The sequence below is a fragment of the Paraburkholderia sp. BL6669N2 genome (assembly GCF_003387275.1).
GTDB lineage: Bacteria > Pseudomonadota > Gammaproteobacteria > Burkholderiales > Burkholderiaceae > Paraburkholderia.
The window spans coordinates 3,698,051-3,713,430 of sequence record NZ_QUNA01000001.1; the positions used below are offsets into that span (position 1 = coordinate 3,698,051).

Consider the following 15,380-nt stretch of genomic DNA (forward strand, 5'->3'; position numbering starts at 1 on the left):
TGTTGGGGAAGCGGGGGCACAGGGCGATTACGTTGTTTTTGGGACCGAAACTGGAGACTTACATGAACATCAAGATTCAAAAGCTGTTGCCGATCAGCGCTGCGGCGATGCTGTTCGCGACGTTGGCAACTTCGGCTGCAGCCGACACGGTCGTCAAGATCGGTCACGTTGCACCGCTGACTGGCGGTATCGCTCACCTGGGTAAAGACAACGAAAACGGCGCGCGCCTGGCAGTTGAAGAAATCAACGCCAAGGGCCTGACGATCGGTGGCCAGAAAATCACGCTGCAACTCGATCCGCAAGACGATGCAGCTGACCCGCGCACGGCAACTCAAGTCGCCCAGAAACTGGTCGACGACAAGGTCGTGGCAGTGGTTGGCCACTTGAATTCGGGCACGTCGATTCCGGCTTCGAAGATCTATAGCGATGCAGGCATCGTGCAGATCTCGCCGTCGGCAACGAACCCGGCCTACACGCAACAAGGTTTCAAGACGACGTACCGCGTCGTCGCGACCGATGCGCAACAAGGTCCGGCACTGGCTAACTACGCAGCGAAGGGTCTGAAAGTGAAGAGCGTCGCGATCGTCGACGACTCGACCGCTTACGGCCAGGGTCTGGCAAACGAATTCGAAAAGACCGCCAAGTCGCTGGGCCTGAACGTGATGTCGCATGATGCGACGAACGACAAGGCTGTCGACTTCCGCGCGATTCTGACGAAGATCAAGGGCGAAAACCCGGACGCGATCATGTACGGCGGCATGGACGCCACCGGCGGCCCGTTCGCCAAGCAAGCCAAGCAGCTCGGCCTGCGCGCGAAGGTGCTGGCAGGCGACGGCGTGTGTACCGACAAGCTGTCGGACCTGGCCGGCGACGCAACCGACAACATCGTCTGCTCGGAAGCCGGTATGGCGCTCGAGAAGATGGCTGGCGGCTCGGCGTTCCTCGCCAAGTATCAGAAGCGTTTCGGTCAGCCGATCCAGATCTACGCTCCGTTCACGTATGACGCTGTGTACATCATCGTCGACGCTATGAAGCGTTCTAACTCGACCGATCCGGCGAAGATTCTGGCAGCCATGCCGAGCACGGATTACAAGGGTGTGATCGGTGAAACCACGTTCGACTCGAAGGGCGACCTTCAGCACGGCGTGATCTCGCTGTACAACTACAAGTCCGGCAAGAAGACGCTGCTCGACGTAGTGAAGATGTAAAAATCCGTGATCGAAGGCAGCGTGTTGCCTGTCTTCGGTTGCAGGGTTTAAAAGGCACGCGCGCCGCAAGGTCCGCGTGCTTTTTTCTTTTGCGGATCCGCATTGTCGGGAGAGAGCGCCGTGACTGCCGTGACCCGTTCGTTCGACGACGCGTGGCGCCGCTGGATTGCCGAGAATTTGATGCTCGACGCACCGTCGTCCGCGTTGCATGGCGCGCTGGTCGGCCACGGTTTCGACGCGGCCGATGCCACGCGGGAAATCGACGCGGCGCTCGCGAGTCCTTATTTTCACGGTGCAACGCGTCTACGCAATCGTTTGCGCAAGCGCGAATGGATTTTGTCGGTGTACGGCGAACTTAGTCGCATGCGCGCGGCGAGCGGTGAGGTCGAACGGCGCGAACGGTTATCGCGCGACGCGTTCTTTGAGCAGTACTACTTTCAGAACCGGCCGGTGATCATTACCGGCGCATTCGATGTCTGGCCTGTACGTTCGCGATGGAATTGGGACTACTTTCGTGAGCGGTGCGGCGCTCGTGAAGTGGAGGTGCAGTTCGGCCGCGAATCGGACGCGAACTACGAAATCAATCAGCCCAGGCTCAGGCGCATGATGCGCTTTGCCGACTATGTCGACCTCGTCGAACAGAGCGGGCCGACTAACGATTTCTACATGACCGCCAATAACACCTCGCACAACCGCGCGGCGCTCGCGGCGTTATGGTCCGACGTGCCGCCAATCGACGAATATCTCGACGCTGCATCGCCCGACACGGGTTTCTTCTGGATGGGGCCGGCCGGCACAAAGACGCCGTTTCATCACGACTTGACCAACAACTTCATGGCTCAGGTGATTGGCCGCAAACAGATCAAACTCGTGCCGCTGTCGGACACGCCATATATGGCGAACCATCTGCATTGCTATTCGCAGGTGGACGGTGCAGCGATCGACTACGACAGCTTCCCGTCGATGCGCCAGGCGCAGTTGATCGAATGCACGCTTGCGCCCGGCGAGTTGCTGTTTTTGCCGATCGGCTGGTGGCATTACGTGGAAGGACTCGACGCGTCGGTGACGATGACGTTCACCAATTTTCTGCGCGGTAACGAGTTCTCGCGTCACTACGATACGTATCACGAACTGTGACGCGCGGATGAAGCGAGCGCGGCGCTTCGGCGCTGCATCGTTGACGTGTGACTCGCGCAGACGGACGCGTCGATAAAAAAACAGCGAGCCGGTTGCCCGGCTCACCGCCCCCCTCGACGCCTGTTTTAATCGCGTCGTTATGTGCAGTCGTTGTTCTTGTTCGTCACTTCTTTGAAGCGATGCCGCCTAGGCCGCCGAGCAAGCCGCCGCCGGTCGTGCCGCCGGCGGACGCTCCCGCGCCGCCCAAGGTGCCGGTGACGGTGGTCAACAGGCCGGTGATCGGTGCGAGCGGGTTGCTGGTTCCGCCGCTGCTACCCGATCCCGTGGCCGAGCCCAGCGCGCCGGTCAGCGTCGACACGACCGAGGTCACCGGTGCGAGCGGATTGCCGCCGCTACCCGTCGCGCCGCCCAATGCGCCCGTGACCGAACTCACGACGCCGGTGAGCGGCCCAAGCGGACTACCCGAACCCGCTCCGCCGAGACCGCCGGTCAACGTGCTGACCACACTGGTCAACGGCGCGAGCGGGCCGCCGGCGCCGCTGCCGCCCGTCAGGCCGCCGCTCAAGGTGCCGGGCAACGCGGTGAGGATGTTCGTCAACGGCGCGAGCGGCGAGCCCGTGCCGCCGCCGCTGCCCGGATTCAGAATGCCCGTGATGCCGCCGAGCGGATTGCCGCTGCCGGTGCCGCCCGCCGTCAGCAGGCCGCCTGCGGACGTGACCGTGTCGCCGAGCTTGGTGACGACGTTGCCAAGATTCTCACCGATCGGATTGCCTGTCGCCCCGCTGAGTTTGCCGCCGGCGCTGTCGAGGCCATGGCCGACCGTCGAGAGCAGACCGTTCAGCGGTGCGCCGAGACCGGTCGTGTCGCCGACGGTTTGCGTCGTCTGCGCGAGCGTGCTCGTAATCGGCGTGATCGCGGTGCTGACCGTCTGCGTGACTTGCTGGATCGGGCCGTTCGTCAACTGCGAGCCGAGTTGAATACCTAGGCCGCTGACGGCGTTGCCGACCGTCGAGACCGCGCTGCCGAGCGGCGTGGTCAACGGACTGAGCGGCGCAGTGGGGCCGCTGCCGAGACTCGTCACGAGTTGGCCGGCGCTGTTGACGGACTGACCTGCGTCGTAAATCAGGTTGCCACTGCTGGCGAGCGTCGTGCCGAGCGGATCGGTGGAATTGCCCAACTGGCCCAAGCCGTTCGCCACGCCCGTGCCGACCGCGGTCACGCCGTTGCCGAGATTCGATACGACATTGCCGAGCGCCGTGCTGGTCGCCGGATTCGCGCCCGGTATCGGCGTGAGGCCGATCTGGCTGCCGACGGCGGAGACGGTCTGCCCGACAGCGGTGACGGCGTTGCCGGTGTTTTGCACGACGACGCCGACGGGGTTGGCGCTGGTGGGCGTCGGAGTGGGCGTGGGCGTTGGTGTCGGCGTTGGTGTGGGAGTCGGCGTGGGTGTAGGGGTCGGTGTGGGTGTAGGGGTCGGTGTAGGCGTCGGCGTGCCGCCGCCCGATCCGCTCCCTACGCCCGGCCTGTTCAACGTGCTTCCGCATCCCGTCAGGACGATCATCGACGTGACGCACATGGCGATCGCCGTCAGCTTGAATTTGCGATTCATGGTCTGCTCCCCGTAGTTTGGTCATTACTTGGGGGAACTAACTGCAAGGCCTATGCCATTTCTATCTGCTTAGCCGGTGCACGTAATAACCGCATAGAAATCAATGTGTTGGCGGTATGAGAGCCGCGAGCGGCGACGTTTCATTCAACCGATGTGTCGCGGAACGCCTCAGCGCGCGGCCGCTGCGTAACGTAACGTGAAGCGAGCGCGTTTCGTGTGCCGCCGCACGCCATGGCGCAGCAGCGGCGCGCCTGCGCGTCAGATCTTCAAACGCCGCAAAACCTTCGGACCGACGAGCGCGATCAGCGCGGAACAGATCGCGACCACCGACAACCCGATCGGCAAACTGGTCACCTGCGTCACCGCGCCGATGATCACCGGCCCGAGCAGCAGCCCGAAGTACGCCAGCCCGGCAACATGCGCGAGCCCTTCCGCCGGATGAATGCCTTTCACGCTCGCCGCCGCCGCGAACAGCACCGGCATCATGTTCGCGAGCCCAAGACCCATCAGCGTGAAGCCGATCAGCGCCGCAACCGCGTTCGGCAGCAGTAGCGCGCCGACCATCCCGACGCAGGCGAGGGTCGCGCTCGCCATCACCAGTTGCGGTGCGCCGAAGCGGGCGCGCACGGCGTCGCCGCCGAACCGTGCGGCCGCCATGCCGCCCGAAAACGCCGCGTAGGCCGCGCTCGCAAGCGCGGGTGTGGCAAGTACGACGTCGCGCATGTAGACGGTGGCCCAGTCGTACATCGCGCCTTCGGCGATCAGCGCAACCAGCGCCATTGCGCCGAGCGCCCACAACGCCGGCGAGCGCCAGCGATTCGCGCGCGGCACGGCGGAGTCGGGGTGATCGGCATGCGGCACGTGCGGCAGCACGGAAGGACAGGCGGCGATCAGCACGAGCGCGCTCACCGCGGCAGCCAGCGCAAGATGGACCGCCGGCGCCATGCCGCGCGACAGCAGCGCCCCGCCGGCCGCCGCACCAAACATCCCGCCGACGCTGAACATGCCATGCAACGACGACATGATCGGCTTGCCGAGCGCTTTTTCGACGGCGCTGGCCTCCGCGTTCATCGCGACATCCAGCGTGGCCATACCCGCGCCGAAGGCGGCCAGCACGACCAGCAGCATCCAGTAAGCCGGCACGACCAGAATCAGCGCCGCGCACATCGCCATCACGAGGCCGCCGGCGAGGCAGGCGCGGCGCGTGCCGACTCGCGCGATCCACGAAGCATTGGCCGCCATCGCCCCGATCGAGCCGCCGGCGACAGCCAGCAACGCAAACGAGAGCAACGCCGCGTTCAGATGAAAACGGTCGCGCACCGTCGGCACGTGCACGCCCCACGAGGCGTACATCATGCCGGCAATAAAGAACACGGCCATCGTGGCGAGACGGGCGCGCTGCCGGGCCGTATCGGAGAGGTCGCGGTGGGCGGCGGGAAGGGCGGCGAATTCGGAGGAACGGTCTGACACGGAAATCTCGAGGAGGGGTGACGCGCGAGAAAGCACGTTGAAAGCGAATTTCCGATTCTAACGAAGCATGCTGTCTTATGCTTGGAAGGCGGAATCCGCATATTGGCGATTATTCAGTTCGGAGCCGCCAGCGTTGTGCGGCCTGCTTACCGGCGTTTGTGATTCGCCGCTCATCTATCGAGGAACGCGCACTTGAATATTCCCGCTCATGCTCCGCTGCATCTGCTGCATACAGCCGCTGTCGGCACGCTCGCCACTCATGCGCGCCAGCCGGAAGGTTTCCCTTATCCGTCAGTGCTGCCGTTCGCACCGGATTTGCAGCATCGTCCGACCATCCTCGTGAGCCGCCTCGCCGAGCATACCCATAACCTGCACGCCGACCCGCGCGCCGGTTTTCTGGCCGTCGACGCCCCCGACGGCGACGTGCTGAGCGGCCAGCGCGTCACCTTGCTCGGCACCTTCGAGCCGGTCGACTCGACGCCCGAGGTGGTGCAGCGTTATCTGCGCTATCACCCCGACGCGGAGCGCTATCTCGTACTCGGCGACTTCACTTTCTGGGCGATGCGGCTCGAGCGGCTGCGTTATATCGGCGGTTTCGGCGCAATGGGCTGGCTCGCCGGCGATGAACTCGATCCGTTGCCGCCACTCGTTTTCGATGAAGAGAACGCGTTGATCGCGCAATTCGCCGCTCAGTCCGGGAGTAAGGGCGAGTTTCAGCTAGTTGGCGTCGACCGATATGGCGTGGATCTGAAACTGAACGGTGAACGCAGCCGGTTTCCCTTTGACGACGCCAAACCCGATACTGAAACCTTGCGCGCGGCGCTAGAAGATTGCATGCAGCGCTACATGAATTAGATTTTTACCGGGGTTCGGGGAAAACACTCATGCGTAATACCAGCGCAGACGGCGCGTCTCAATATGTTACGACATTTCATGTTGAAGCTATCATGGTATGAAATGTTGGCGTCAAATCTGCATTTTAAATTTCATCTTTTGATAGTTAATCCCATATTTACTGATGCTCACTGCGTTTTTCAGCAAAAAGCGAAATGATCTGCCTGAAAGGAAGTGGTCGGGCGCGACGGTAGCTGGAAATTTTTTGAAACGAATCTAGTTTAATTTTCCGCCCCATCTTTTGTAATCTTTCTATCTTGTGTTAATCTCGCCTCCAATTCCGAGGCGTGATCTATCTTCAAAGGGCAAGCCGGCTTAAGACTGGCGGTCATTTATCCAAACCACAAAGGGAATCTATGTCTTCCTACAAGGAACTACTCGCCCAGCGCGAGAAGCTCGAAAAGCAGATCGAAGAAGCGAAGTCGCGCGAATACGCTGAAGTGCTAAATGAAATCAAGCAGAAAATGACCGACTACGGCATTTCTCTGACAGAACTGGGTGGCGGTCGTGCTGCCAAGGGTGCTAAAGCCGCGCGTCCGCGCGCAGGCGTCGCACCGAAGTATCGCGACCCGGATAGCGGCAGCACGTGGTCGGGCCGCGGTAAGCCGCCGCGCTGGATTGCAGGTCTGGATCGCGAAAAGTTTCTGATCGAGAAGTAATGCTTTGTAGCAGCTTTGCCGGCCGCTTTTTGCCTGCAACTAATGCTTCCGATCATAAGTCATACGAATAGCTTCAATCAGATGCAGTGATTGCGTCTGCCGTTGCGAAAGAGAACCGCGTACCGTCGAGGGCGCGGTTTTTTTATTTACTGCAGCCACTGCCGTGATTTTTTGCCGCATGAACACCAGTCAACTGGAACGCGAATGCTTTTCGTTTAGATAACCGATTGATTTAAAAGGAATTTTGTTGGAATCTCCGGCGCATTTCGAGATGCGCCGGGTAGAATGTAGGAAGTGAACTTTTCATTCCACTTCTGAGATGCCCGCCGCCACTGCTGCCCCATCCGCCGAGAAACATCGCGTTGCGCGCAAAAGTACCTTTGTCAGTATTGCGCTCAATACGGTGTTGATGACGCTGCAAATCGTCATCGGCGTGTTTGCGCACTCGCAGGCATTGGTCGCCGACGGTGTCCATTCCCTCGCCGATCTGATTTCCGATTTTGTCGTGCTGATTGCCAATCGGCACAGCGGCGCAAAGCCCGACGCGGATCACAATTACGGGCACAGTCGCTACGAGACGGTGGCGTCGCTATTTTTGGGCGCGCTTCTGATTGCGGTGGGCGTCGGCATGTTATGGCGAGCCGGAACGCGTCTCGCCGATTTGCAAAATATTCCCGCCGTGCATATGAGCGCGCTCGCCGTCGCATTGCTGGTTCTGGTTTCCAAAGAGAGTCTGTTTCGCTACATGCTGCGGGAAGCACAACGCGTGCGTTCCGCGATGTTGATCGCCAATGCCTGGCACGCGCGCTCCGATGCGGCGTCGTCGCTGGTGGTCGCGAGCGGTATTGTCGGCAGCCTCGCCGGCGTGCGGCTGCTCGATCCGATTGCTGCGGCGATTGTCGGCTTCATGGTGGCGCGCATGGGCTGGATGTTCGGCTGGGACGCGCTGCAGGATCTCTCCGACCGCGCGCTCGACGACGCTGCCACCGCCGACATGCGCGCGCTGCTGCTCTCGACGCCCGGCGTACGTGACGTGCACGAAATGCGCACGCGCAAGATGGGCGATTTCGCGCTCGTCGACGCGCATATTCTCGTCGATCCGCTGATCTCGGTATCGGAGGGGCACTACATCGCCGAGTCGGCGCGCCTGCGCGTATTGACGGACAACCGCGTGCTCGACGCGTTGATTCATGTCGATCCAGAGAACGATGCGCTTGCACGTCCGCCCTTCGATCTGCCTACTCGCGAGCGGGTCATTGCAGAGGTGAACTCCGCGTTGGCGTCTTACGGCATGAAGGCGGCGGCGGTGAATATCCACTACCTGAGCATGGGGCTGGATGTCGAAGTTGTGCTGCCGGATGCATCGTCGTCGCGCAAGCTGCCCAGCGAGGCGCTGCGGCTTGGGCGGGCGGATCTGGCGGCGCTCAGGGCTCGCCTGGGCGCGCGCAGAGTGGAACTGCTACAGGCATTGGACGCGGTATCTGCGGAAGTCGATGCGGAAACGCTCGCCGCAAAAGGCGGTGTGGGCATTGGAGGGCGCACGAAGGCGACGGAACCGCACAGCGCTACCTGAGACATGCGGAACCGCGCGAGCATGCCGCCGCCCGCGTGGCGTGTCTATGCCATTAACGGATCACAGTGGCAGTTGCGTATCGAATTTGATCTCGCGCAGCACCACGCTCGTGCGAACCTGCGCAACGGCGGGAATCTTGAAGATGCGTTCGTGCAGAAAGCTGTCGTACGCCTTGATGTCCGGCGCGACGATTTTGAGGATGTAGTCCGATTCGCCGGTCGTGCTGTAGCATTCGGTGACTTCGGGGCAGGTGGCGATTTCCCGCTCGAACTGTTCCACGCCGCCTTCGGTGTGCCGCGTGAGATGGATGTGCGCGAGGGCGCACACGTGCAGCCCAAGTTTTTCCCGATCCAGCAGCGCCGTGTAGCGCTGGATGACCCCCGACTGCTCCATGTCCTTGATGCGCCGCCAGCATGGCGTGCTCGACAGGCCGACCTGGTCGGAAATTTCTTGCACCGAGCGGCGTGCATCGAGCTGCAATAGGCGCAGGATTTTTTGAGAGAACGTATCGAGTGTCAACTGCGCCTCCGTTTGCGTCGCCGTATCAACGCATGGTAGAGGGCGCGAAAACGAAACGCAATGTAAAACGGCCCTGGCGAGGGAGATTACCTAATTTGCCGGTTCCTCGGTGGTGTTTTGTCCTGTGCCGTCCCCATCTTTACCAGCTACCAGCGTGATCGCCTGACTTGCGCGCAAATCCTTCAGCATGTTGCAGAAAAGCGCGCCTTGTTCGATCGCGTCGTCCAGCGCGACATGCGTATGCGGATGTTCGTCGAACCAGTGCTTGGGAAAGCGCGGCTTGATGTTTTTGCGGTACGGCAGGCCGGTCATGGCGAAGGCCAGCGTCTTGATGTCGAGCGCCGACCAGGAAAACGGACAACGGCCGACAAACCGCATCATGTACCAGAACATATAGGTGAAGTCGAAGCCGGCCGGCATCGCCACGAACACGGGTTTGCCCGGCAAGGCCTCGACCCAGTCGACGTACGCCGTCAATGCGGCCTCCGGCTTCTGCAAATCCTTGCGGCAGGCTTCCCATGCTTCGGGCTGCGTCTTCCACCACGCTTCCTGCACGGGATGCGCCTTGGCCCCCTCGAGCAACTCCAGATTCGCCGAGAAGGTGGCGATCAGGCGCTTGTCTTCGGTGTAGGCGGCGGAGGCGAAACTGAGCATGGAATGCGGACCGGGAATCGGGCCGTCCGCTTCGACATCGGTGCTCACGTAGATTTCGCTGCTCATGCCTCGACTCCGTCGGCAACGTACGGATTGGTGCGGCGTTCGGCGCCGAACGTCGAAGTGGGACCGTGACCGGGGACGAAGGTGATGTCGTCGCCGAGCGGCCAAAGTTTTTCGCGAATCGAGCGCACCAGATCCGCATGATTGCCGCGCGGAAAATCCGTGCGGCCGATCGAGCCGGCGAACAGCACGTCGCCCACCAGCGCCAGCCGATGCGCGCGGCTAAAGAACACCACGTGGCCCGGCGTATGACCTGGGCAGTGATAGACCTCAAGCGTTTCGTCGCCGAACTGCACGCTGTCGCCGTTCTGCAGCCAGCGATCCGGTTCGAACGCTTCGGCGGCCGGAAAGCCGAAGCGCGTGCTTTGATCCGGCAGCTTGTCCAGCCAGAAGCGTTCGTCGGAATGCGGGCCTTCGATCGGCACGCCGTAGTGCGTGGCCAGCGTCTTCGCGCCCGCGCAGTGATCGATGTGGCCGTGCGTCAGAAAAACTTTTTCGACCGTCACGTTCTGCCGCGCGATTTCGCCGTCGATGATGTCGAGGTCGCCGCCCGGATCAACGACGGCCGCGCGTCCGGTTGCCTCGCAAACGAGCAGCGAACTGTTCTGCTGGAACGGCGTGACAGGGATCAAGGTGACTTTCATGGATGACGGCGCCGCTGGAAAAACATTGATTGTACCGGCCTCTCGTCCGCGTTCGCTGAGGGCGCTGAAGCCCCGGCGCAGCGGGCTTCGAGATGCTCATTCTTGCAGCAGGAGTGAAAATTCATCAAGGTTTTCAGTCGCTTGCCAACCCGGAATTCTGTTTTAGGTATAATGCACCCCATGCACAGGGAACTGTGCGTGCCACAAGGCGATGCGTCCCCATCAAAAATGGGCACGCGGATCGCCACTCAAGTATGGGCTGTCGCACTTTTGGACGGCCATCAAGTATCGATGCTTTCGATGCACACGTCTTGCCCAGCCAGGCGCCGCGCGCCTGCTACGGACTTAACTGCCGTGACGCTGGGTGGGGCCTACGCCGCCGTTCCTGCGCGCTGAGTTTCGCGCGCAAGAACGTGTTTGCCACGTTCGATGGCGGCATGTGGGGTCTGGTCAGGCTGCCGGGGACAGGTTGCGCCAGACGTGAAAATTAACCGTGCGGTAGCGGCTGAATGAGCCGCATCCGGGCTTTGACGTTCTGCGCTTGTCTGCGCGGCGCGTTGTCGTCCATTGCCGCCGGAGTCGCAGGCAACACGCTCAACTTTGGCGTGATGCGGCTCGACAATGTGATTGCACGTCTTATGAAAACTCGGTTATCCCGTGGTCTGGGGACTCTTTTTGCCTTTTTTGTGCTGGCCGGTTGCGCCACGCCTCCGGGCGCTAGCAACACGTCGGAAAGCGGCGCGCCGCAGAGCACGAAACTGACGCAAGCGGGCTCCTTTGGACCGCAAGCTTTCGGTAGCGCGCCGGCCTCCGGCGCGACTGCTCAAGGCTCGTCGCTGGCCGATGCAAAGCCTCTCACCGATGAAGGTTCCGGCATTTCGGACTTTCATCAGACCGGTCGCGCTTCGTGGTACGGCCGCGGCTTTCATGGCCGCCGTACCGCCAACGGCGAACGCTACGACATGCACGCGCTGACCGCCGCGCATCGTACGTTGCCGCTCGGCTCCTATGTGCGTGTGACCAATCCGGCCACGTCGCGCTCGGTCGTCGTGCGTATCAACGACCGTGGTCCGTATGCGCGCGGCCGCGTGATCGATCTTTCCATGGCTGCCGCCTCCGCGCTGGACATGCGCCATGCCGGTACGGCGCGGGTGCAGATTGAAGGGCTGACGCAGCAGGAAGCACGCGACGCGCGTAACGAAATGCTGGCGTCGAATTCGGATTCGAGCGCCCAGAAGTGATATGACTGCGGCGAGCGCGGCTAAGGCGCGCTCCTCGTAGCGCCGCGTCGGCGGCCTCACGGGTTGTGTCCGCAGAAGAACGAAGGGCCGCATTGCGCGGTCCTTTTTAGTTTGTCCGTCAGCTTTACTCTTCGTCTTCCTTTTTCAGCGCCAGCGCGCGCGCGTACAGCGCGTTGCGCGCCGCTCCGGTGATCGCCGCCGCTACTTTAGCCGCGCTACTCACCGTCAACTCCTCCAGCAGAATGCCTAGCAGCGCGTCGTGATCGTGTTCGCCGACGGCTTCCGGCTGCGCGCCTTCCACCACCAGCACGAATTCGCCGCGTTGCCGGTTCGGATCGGCGGCGAGCCACGTTGGCGCTTCGGCCAGGGTGCCGCGATGCAGCGCTTCATGTAACTTCGTCAATTCCCGTGCGATGAGCAGTTTGCGCTCGCCGCCGAATGCATCGGCCAGTGCCTGCACCGTTTCGACGATCCGGTGCGGCGCTTCGTAGAACACCATCGCGTGAGGATGGCTTGCGAGCGGCTGCAGCGTCGCGGCGCGGGCTTTGGCTTTCGGCGGCAGGAAGCCGAGGAACGAGAACGTCGCGACCCAGTCGCCGGCCACGCTCAGCGCGGTCGCGAGCGCGCTTGCGCCGGGCAGCGGGATGACGGGAAAGCCGGCTTCGCGGACCGCGTCGACGAGTTTCGCGCCGGGGTCCGAGATGCCCGGCGTGCCCGCATCGGACACGTAGGCCACGCGTTCGCCCGCTCGCAGGTGCTCGATCAGACGCAGTGCCGCGGCGCGCTCGTTGTGTTGATGCACGGCGACGAGCGGTTTCGAGATGCCGTAACGCGCGAGCAGTTGCCCCGTGTTGCGGGTGTCTTCGGCGGCAATGCGGTCCACCAGTCCGAGCACATGCAACGCGCGCAGCGTGACGTCGGCGATGTTGCCGATCGGCGTGGCCACCACATATAGCGCGGCAGTGGGGTACTGCTGCCCTTGCGCGAGTTCGGAGAGAGGAGTCATGAGGCAGAAGACACAGACAGACGGAACGAGGCCGCCATTGTGCCACGCGGTTCCACGGCATCCGCGTGGCGGACCGGCCGTGAGCGCGCCGGCGCCGAGCGGTGCCCTCACCAGGCCGCACAACTTTTCGGGACTCGTCGGGTCCAAACTCGTCGGCGCGGCTTTCGAGCTGCGTGCGCAGGAATTTTTGCAGCGCCAGCGTTTGCGATTCATCGCGCGCAATGTGTCGTGCCGCGGCGGCGAGATCGATCTGGTCATGCGCGAACGTGACGGCGCGCTGGTCTTCGTCGAAGTCCGGGCGCGTGCGCAGAAGCGCTACGGCGGCGCGGCGGCGAGTATCGGCTGGCAGAAGAAGCAACGCATCGTACGCGCCGCGCAACATTTTCTGGTGACGCGGGCCGCCGGCTGGCGCGATCAACCCGCGTGCCGCTTCGACGTGATCGCGTTCGAAGCCGGCCGTCTCGTGTGGTTGCGCGACGCGTTCCGTGCCGACGAAGTCTGACGCCAGGCGCGGAGAACGCGCGTGAGTGCGATAAACTTGCGCTCGCGTGCAGGCCACGGGGAACGTCGACAACGCGGCGAGCAGTGCAATGAGCGATGGTTTGCGCGCCTGCACCGCGTTGCCGGTCTGATTCATCGAAGCGGCACGACCTGGTAATACGACTTCACAACACGGCCGCGCAGTGCGGCCCATTCGCGGCAGAAGATAGAGACTCGATGTCAGTCGAACGCATTCAACAACACTTCCGCGACAGCGCGGCAGTCAAACTCGAAGCCCTCGAAACACTGTCGATGCCGATCGCCGCTGCGATCGACACGATGTTCGCCGCGCTGGCCAACGGCAATCGCATTCTCGCGTGTGGCAACGGCGGCTCGGCGGCCGACGCGCAACACTTCGCCGCCGAACTGATGGGCCGCTTCGAGCGCGAGCGGCCCGGCTTGCCGGCGGTCGCGCTGACCACCGACACCTCGGTGTTGACCGCCATCGCGAACGACTACGCGTTCGAACAGATTTTCTCGAAGCAGGTTTGGGCGCTTGGCCAGCCGGGCGACGTGCTGCTGGCGATCACCACGTCCGGCAATTCCGCCAACGTGCTCGCCGCGATCGAGGCCGCGCATGAGCGCGAAATGATCGTGGTCGCGCTGAGCGGCAAGGGCGGCGGACGCATGCAGGAAGTATTGAGCGACACCGATATCCAAATCTGTGTGCCGTCCGATCGCACCGCGCGCATTCAGGAAGTGCATTTGCTGACCATCCATTGTCTGTGCGACGGCATCGATGCCATGTTGCTGGGCGAAGACTGAGACTGATTCCGAAGGAGAGCTAGTTGATGAGCGTATTCCGCGTCAAGAAGACACTGGTGAGAACCGTGCTGGTGGTTGGGTTCGCGGCGGGGCTGTCCGCAACGTTGCAGGGTTGCTTTCTCGCCGTTGCCGGCGCGGCGGGCGGCAGCGCGCTGGTGGCGACGGACCGGCGCACGCTCGGCGCGCAGACCGAGGATCGCGAGTTGCAGGTGAAGGCGCTCTCGCAGATCAGCCAGAACTTGCCCGACAACGCGCACGTGAACGTGACGGTGTTCAATCGTCGCGTGCTGCTGACCGGCGAAGTGGCGGGGGACGTGTCGAAGCAACGCGCGGAAACCATCGTGCGTGGTTTGAACAACGTCAGCACGATCGTCAACGAACTGACGATCATGCCGGCCAGTTCGTTCTCGTCGCGCACCAACGACACGTACCTGGAGACGCGTGTTAAGACCGCGCTGATCGCCGAGAAGAACATTTCGGCGAACAACTTCAAGGTGGTGGCAGAGCGTGGCTCGGTGTACCTGATGGGCCTCGTCACGATGGACGAAGGCAATCGCGGCGCGGATGTCGCGAGCCGTGTGCCGGGCGTGGTGCAGGTCGTGAAGGTGTTCCAGTACATTCAGCCGGCGGAAGCCGCGGCGGCTGCCGCCGCAGCGGGGACGGCACCCGTAACGGCGGCTTCGCAACCGGACGCGAGTGCGCCGACCGTCGGCACTATTCCTGATTCGTCGGTGAGTTCGCGGCCGCTCGAACAGCAGACGCCCGCGCCGGTCACCAATTCGAACGCCGTGCATCCGGGTAACCCGAAGGCGACGACGCCATGATGCGCGGTGTTGCCTTGGTGATCAGCGTGCTGCTGGTCGGTGCGCTTGCGGGTGCCGTTGTACCGGCTGCGCGTGCCGCCGATGCGCCGCGCGGCCAACTGGTCGCCAACGCGAATGCTTGCATGGGATGTCATGCGGTGGATCGCAAACTGGTCGGCCCGTCGTTCCAGCAGATCGCCGCGAGGTACAAGGGCGACGCCCAGGCGCCGGCGAAATTGTCGCGCAAGGTGAAGGACGGCGGTTCTGGCGTGTGGGGCATGATTCCGATGCCCGCGCATCAGTCGATGAGCGATGCGGATATTCGGGCAGTGGTGGATTGGGTGCTTGCAGGGGCGCCTTCCAGGTGATGGTTTTTCGTCGGCTTGCCAGAGGTTGGGGGCTTGGCAAAACGGAAAATGCCTGTGCTAGAATTGTTTGCACGTTGGGGGGGTAGCTCAGCTGGGAGAGCGTCGCGTTCGCAATGCGAAGGTCGGGAGTTCGATCCTCCTCCTCCCACCAATAAGATTTGTCGTCACGCGAAAACCGGCTACACGCCGGTTTTCGCGTTTCTGTCCCAAGCTTTCCGCACTAAACC

The 15,380-nt window shown here is 62.5% G+C and carries 16 protein-coding genes and 1 tRNA gene; 11 read left to right on the top strand and 6 right to left on the bottom strand.

The window, feature by feature from the left end:
• The first annotated feature begins 62 nt into the window (after positions 1-62).
• Together B0G80_RS16835 and B0G80_RS16840 are read left to right on the top strand one after the other, a co-directional pair.
• Entirely contained in the window at positions 63-1,208 is a 1,146-nt protein-coding gene (locus B0G80_RS16835; protein ID WP_106302606.1) for a branched-chain amino acid ABC transporter substrate-binding protein, read from the top strand.
• A 120-nt stretch (positions 1,209-1,328) separates the two neighbouring features.
• The gene (locus B0G80_RS16840; protein WP_181919967.1) at positions 1,329-2,345 is read left to right on the top strand and encodes a cupin-like domain-containing protein; all 1,017 of its coding nucleotides are present in this window, start codon (positions 1,329-1,331) and stop codon (positions 2,343-2,345) included.
• 163 nt (positions 2,346-2,508) lie between these two features.
• Here the strand turns inward: B0G80_RS16840 and B0G80_RS16845 are convergent, their stop codons facing one another.
• Both B0G80_RS16845 and B0G80_RS16850 read right to left on the bottom strand, forming a co-directional pair.
• Positions 2,509-3,954, bottom strand: coding sequence for a collagen-like triple helix repeat-containing protein (locus tag B0G80_RS16845; protein ID WP_116118707.1), 1,446 nt, complete (start codon positions 3,952-3,954; stop codon positions 2,509-2,511).
• Between the two features lie 258 nt (positions 3,955-4,212).
• Positions 4,213-5,424 (bottom strand): MFS transporter, encoded by a 1,212-nt coding sequence (locus tag B0G80_RS16850; RefSeq protein WP_116118708.1) that lies wholly within the window; start codon positions 5,422-5,424, stop codon positions 4,213-4,215.
• A gap of 192 nt (positions 5,425-5,616) precedes the next feature.
• Here B0G80_RS16850 and B0G80_RS16855 point away from each other — a divergent pair, with 192 nt between their 5' ends.
• The 3 genes from B0G80_RS16855 (at position 5,617) to B0G80_RS16865 (ending at position 8,550) form a co-directional block, all read left to right on the top strand.
• A complete protein-coding gene (locus B0G80_RS16855) occupies positions 5,617-6,279 on the top strand; it encodes a HugZ family protein (protein ID WP_116118709.1) in 663 nt (220 codons plus the stop codon).
• Positions 6,280-6,674: 395 nt separating this feature from the next.
• Positions 6,675-6,977 carry an H-NS family nucleoid-associated regulatory protein gene (locus B0G80_RS16860; RefSeq protein WP_106283886.1) on the top strand — a complete coding sequence of 101 codons (303 nt, stop codon included), beginning with the start codon at positions 6,675-6,677 and terminating at the stop codon, positions 6,975-6,977.
• Positions 6,978-7,296: 319 nt separating this feature from the next.
• Positions 7,297-8,550: a cation diffusion facilitator family transporter gene (locus B0G80_RS16865; RefSeq protein WP_116118710.1), complete on the top strand. Its 1,254-nt coding sequence runs from the start codon at positions 7,297-7,299 to the stop codon at positions 8,548-8,550.
• 60 nt (positions 8,551-8,610) lie between these two features.
• Here the strand turns inward: B0G80_RS16865 and B0G80_RS16870 are convergent, their stop codons facing one another.
• The 3 genes from B0G80_RS16870 to B0G80_RS16880 all read right to left on the bottom strand — a co-directional run bounded on the left by B0G80_RS16870 (position 8,611) and on the right by B0G80_RS16880 (position 10,430).
• Entirely contained in the window at positions 8,611-9,069 is a 459-nt protein-coding gene (locus B0G80_RS16870; protein ID WP_012431468.1) for an Lrp/AsnC family transcriptional regulator, read from the bottom strand.
• A 90-nt stretch (positions 9,070-9,159) separates the two neighbouring features.
• Complete coding sequence (locus tag B0G80_RS16875) at positions 9,160-9,789, bottom strand: exonuclease (RefSeq protein ID WP_116118711.1); 630 nt, start codon at positions 9,787-9,789, stop codon at positions 9,160-9,162.
• Positions 9,786-10,430, bottom strand: a complete 645-nt coding sequence (locus tag B0G80_RS16880; RefSeq protein ID WP_116118712.1) for an MBL fold metallo-hydrolase — start codon at positions 10,428-10,430, stop codon at positions 9,786-9,788. The genes B0G80_RS16875 and B0G80_RS16880 overlap by 4 nt, the downstream gene beginning before the upstream one ends.
• Positions 10,431-11,068: 638 nt before the next feature.
• Here B0G80_RS16880 and B0G80_RS16890 point away from each other — a divergent pair.
• Positions 11,069-11,671: a septal ring lytic transglycosylase RlpA family protein gene (locus B0G80_RS16890; protein WP_374957034.1), complete on the top strand. Its 603-nt coding sequence runs from the start codon at positions 11,069-11,071 to the stop codon at positions 11,669-11,671.
• A gap of 124 nt (positions 11,672-11,795) precedes the next feature.
• On the opposite strand, the gene rsmI is transcribed toward B0G80_RS16890, so the two are convergent.
• Entirely contained in the window at positions 11,796-12,677 is an 882-nt protein-coding gene (rsmI, locus tag B0G80_RS16895) for a 16S rRNA (cytidine(1402)-2'-O)-methyltransferase (RefSeq protein WP_116118714.1), read from the bottom strand.
• Between rsmI and B0G80_RS16900 the strand changes: the two genes are divergently transcribed.
• The 5 genes from B0G80_RS16900 (at position 12,676) to B0G80_RS16920 (ending at position 15,304) form a co-directional block, all read left to right on the top strand.
• Positions 12,676-13,179, top strand: coding sequence for a YraN family protein (locus B0G80_RS16900; RefSeq protein ID WP_116118715.1), 504 nt, complete (start codon positions 12,676-12,678; stop codon positions 13,177-13,179). The genes rsmI and B0G80_RS16900 overlap by 2 nt on opposite strands.
• Before the next feature lie 215 nt (positions 13,180-13,394).
• Complete coding sequence (locus tag B0G80_RS16905) at positions 13,395-13,982, top strand: phosphoheptose isomerase (protein WP_116118716.1); 588 nt, start codon at positions 13,395-13,397, stop codon at positions 13,980-13,982.
• A 26-nt stretch (positions 13,983-14,008) separates the two neighbouring features.
• Positions 14,009-14,806, top strand: coding sequence for a BON domain-containing protein (locus B0G80_RS16910; protein ID WP_116118717.1), 798 nt, complete (start codon positions 14,009-14,011; stop codon positions 14,804-14,806).
• Positions 14,803-15,153, top strand: a complete 351-nt coding sequence (locus B0G80_RS16915) for a c-type cytochrome (RefSeq protein WP_181919968.1) — start codon at positions 14,803-14,805, stop codon at positions 15,151-15,153. The genes B0G80_RS16910 and B0G80_RS16915 overlap by 4 nt, the downstream gene beginning before the upstream one ends.
• 76 nt (positions 15,154-15,229) lie before the next feature.
• Positions 15,230-15,304 (top strand) — tRNA-Ala (locus B0G80_RS16920).
• The last annotated feature ends 76 nt before the right edge of the window (positions 15,305-15,380 follow it).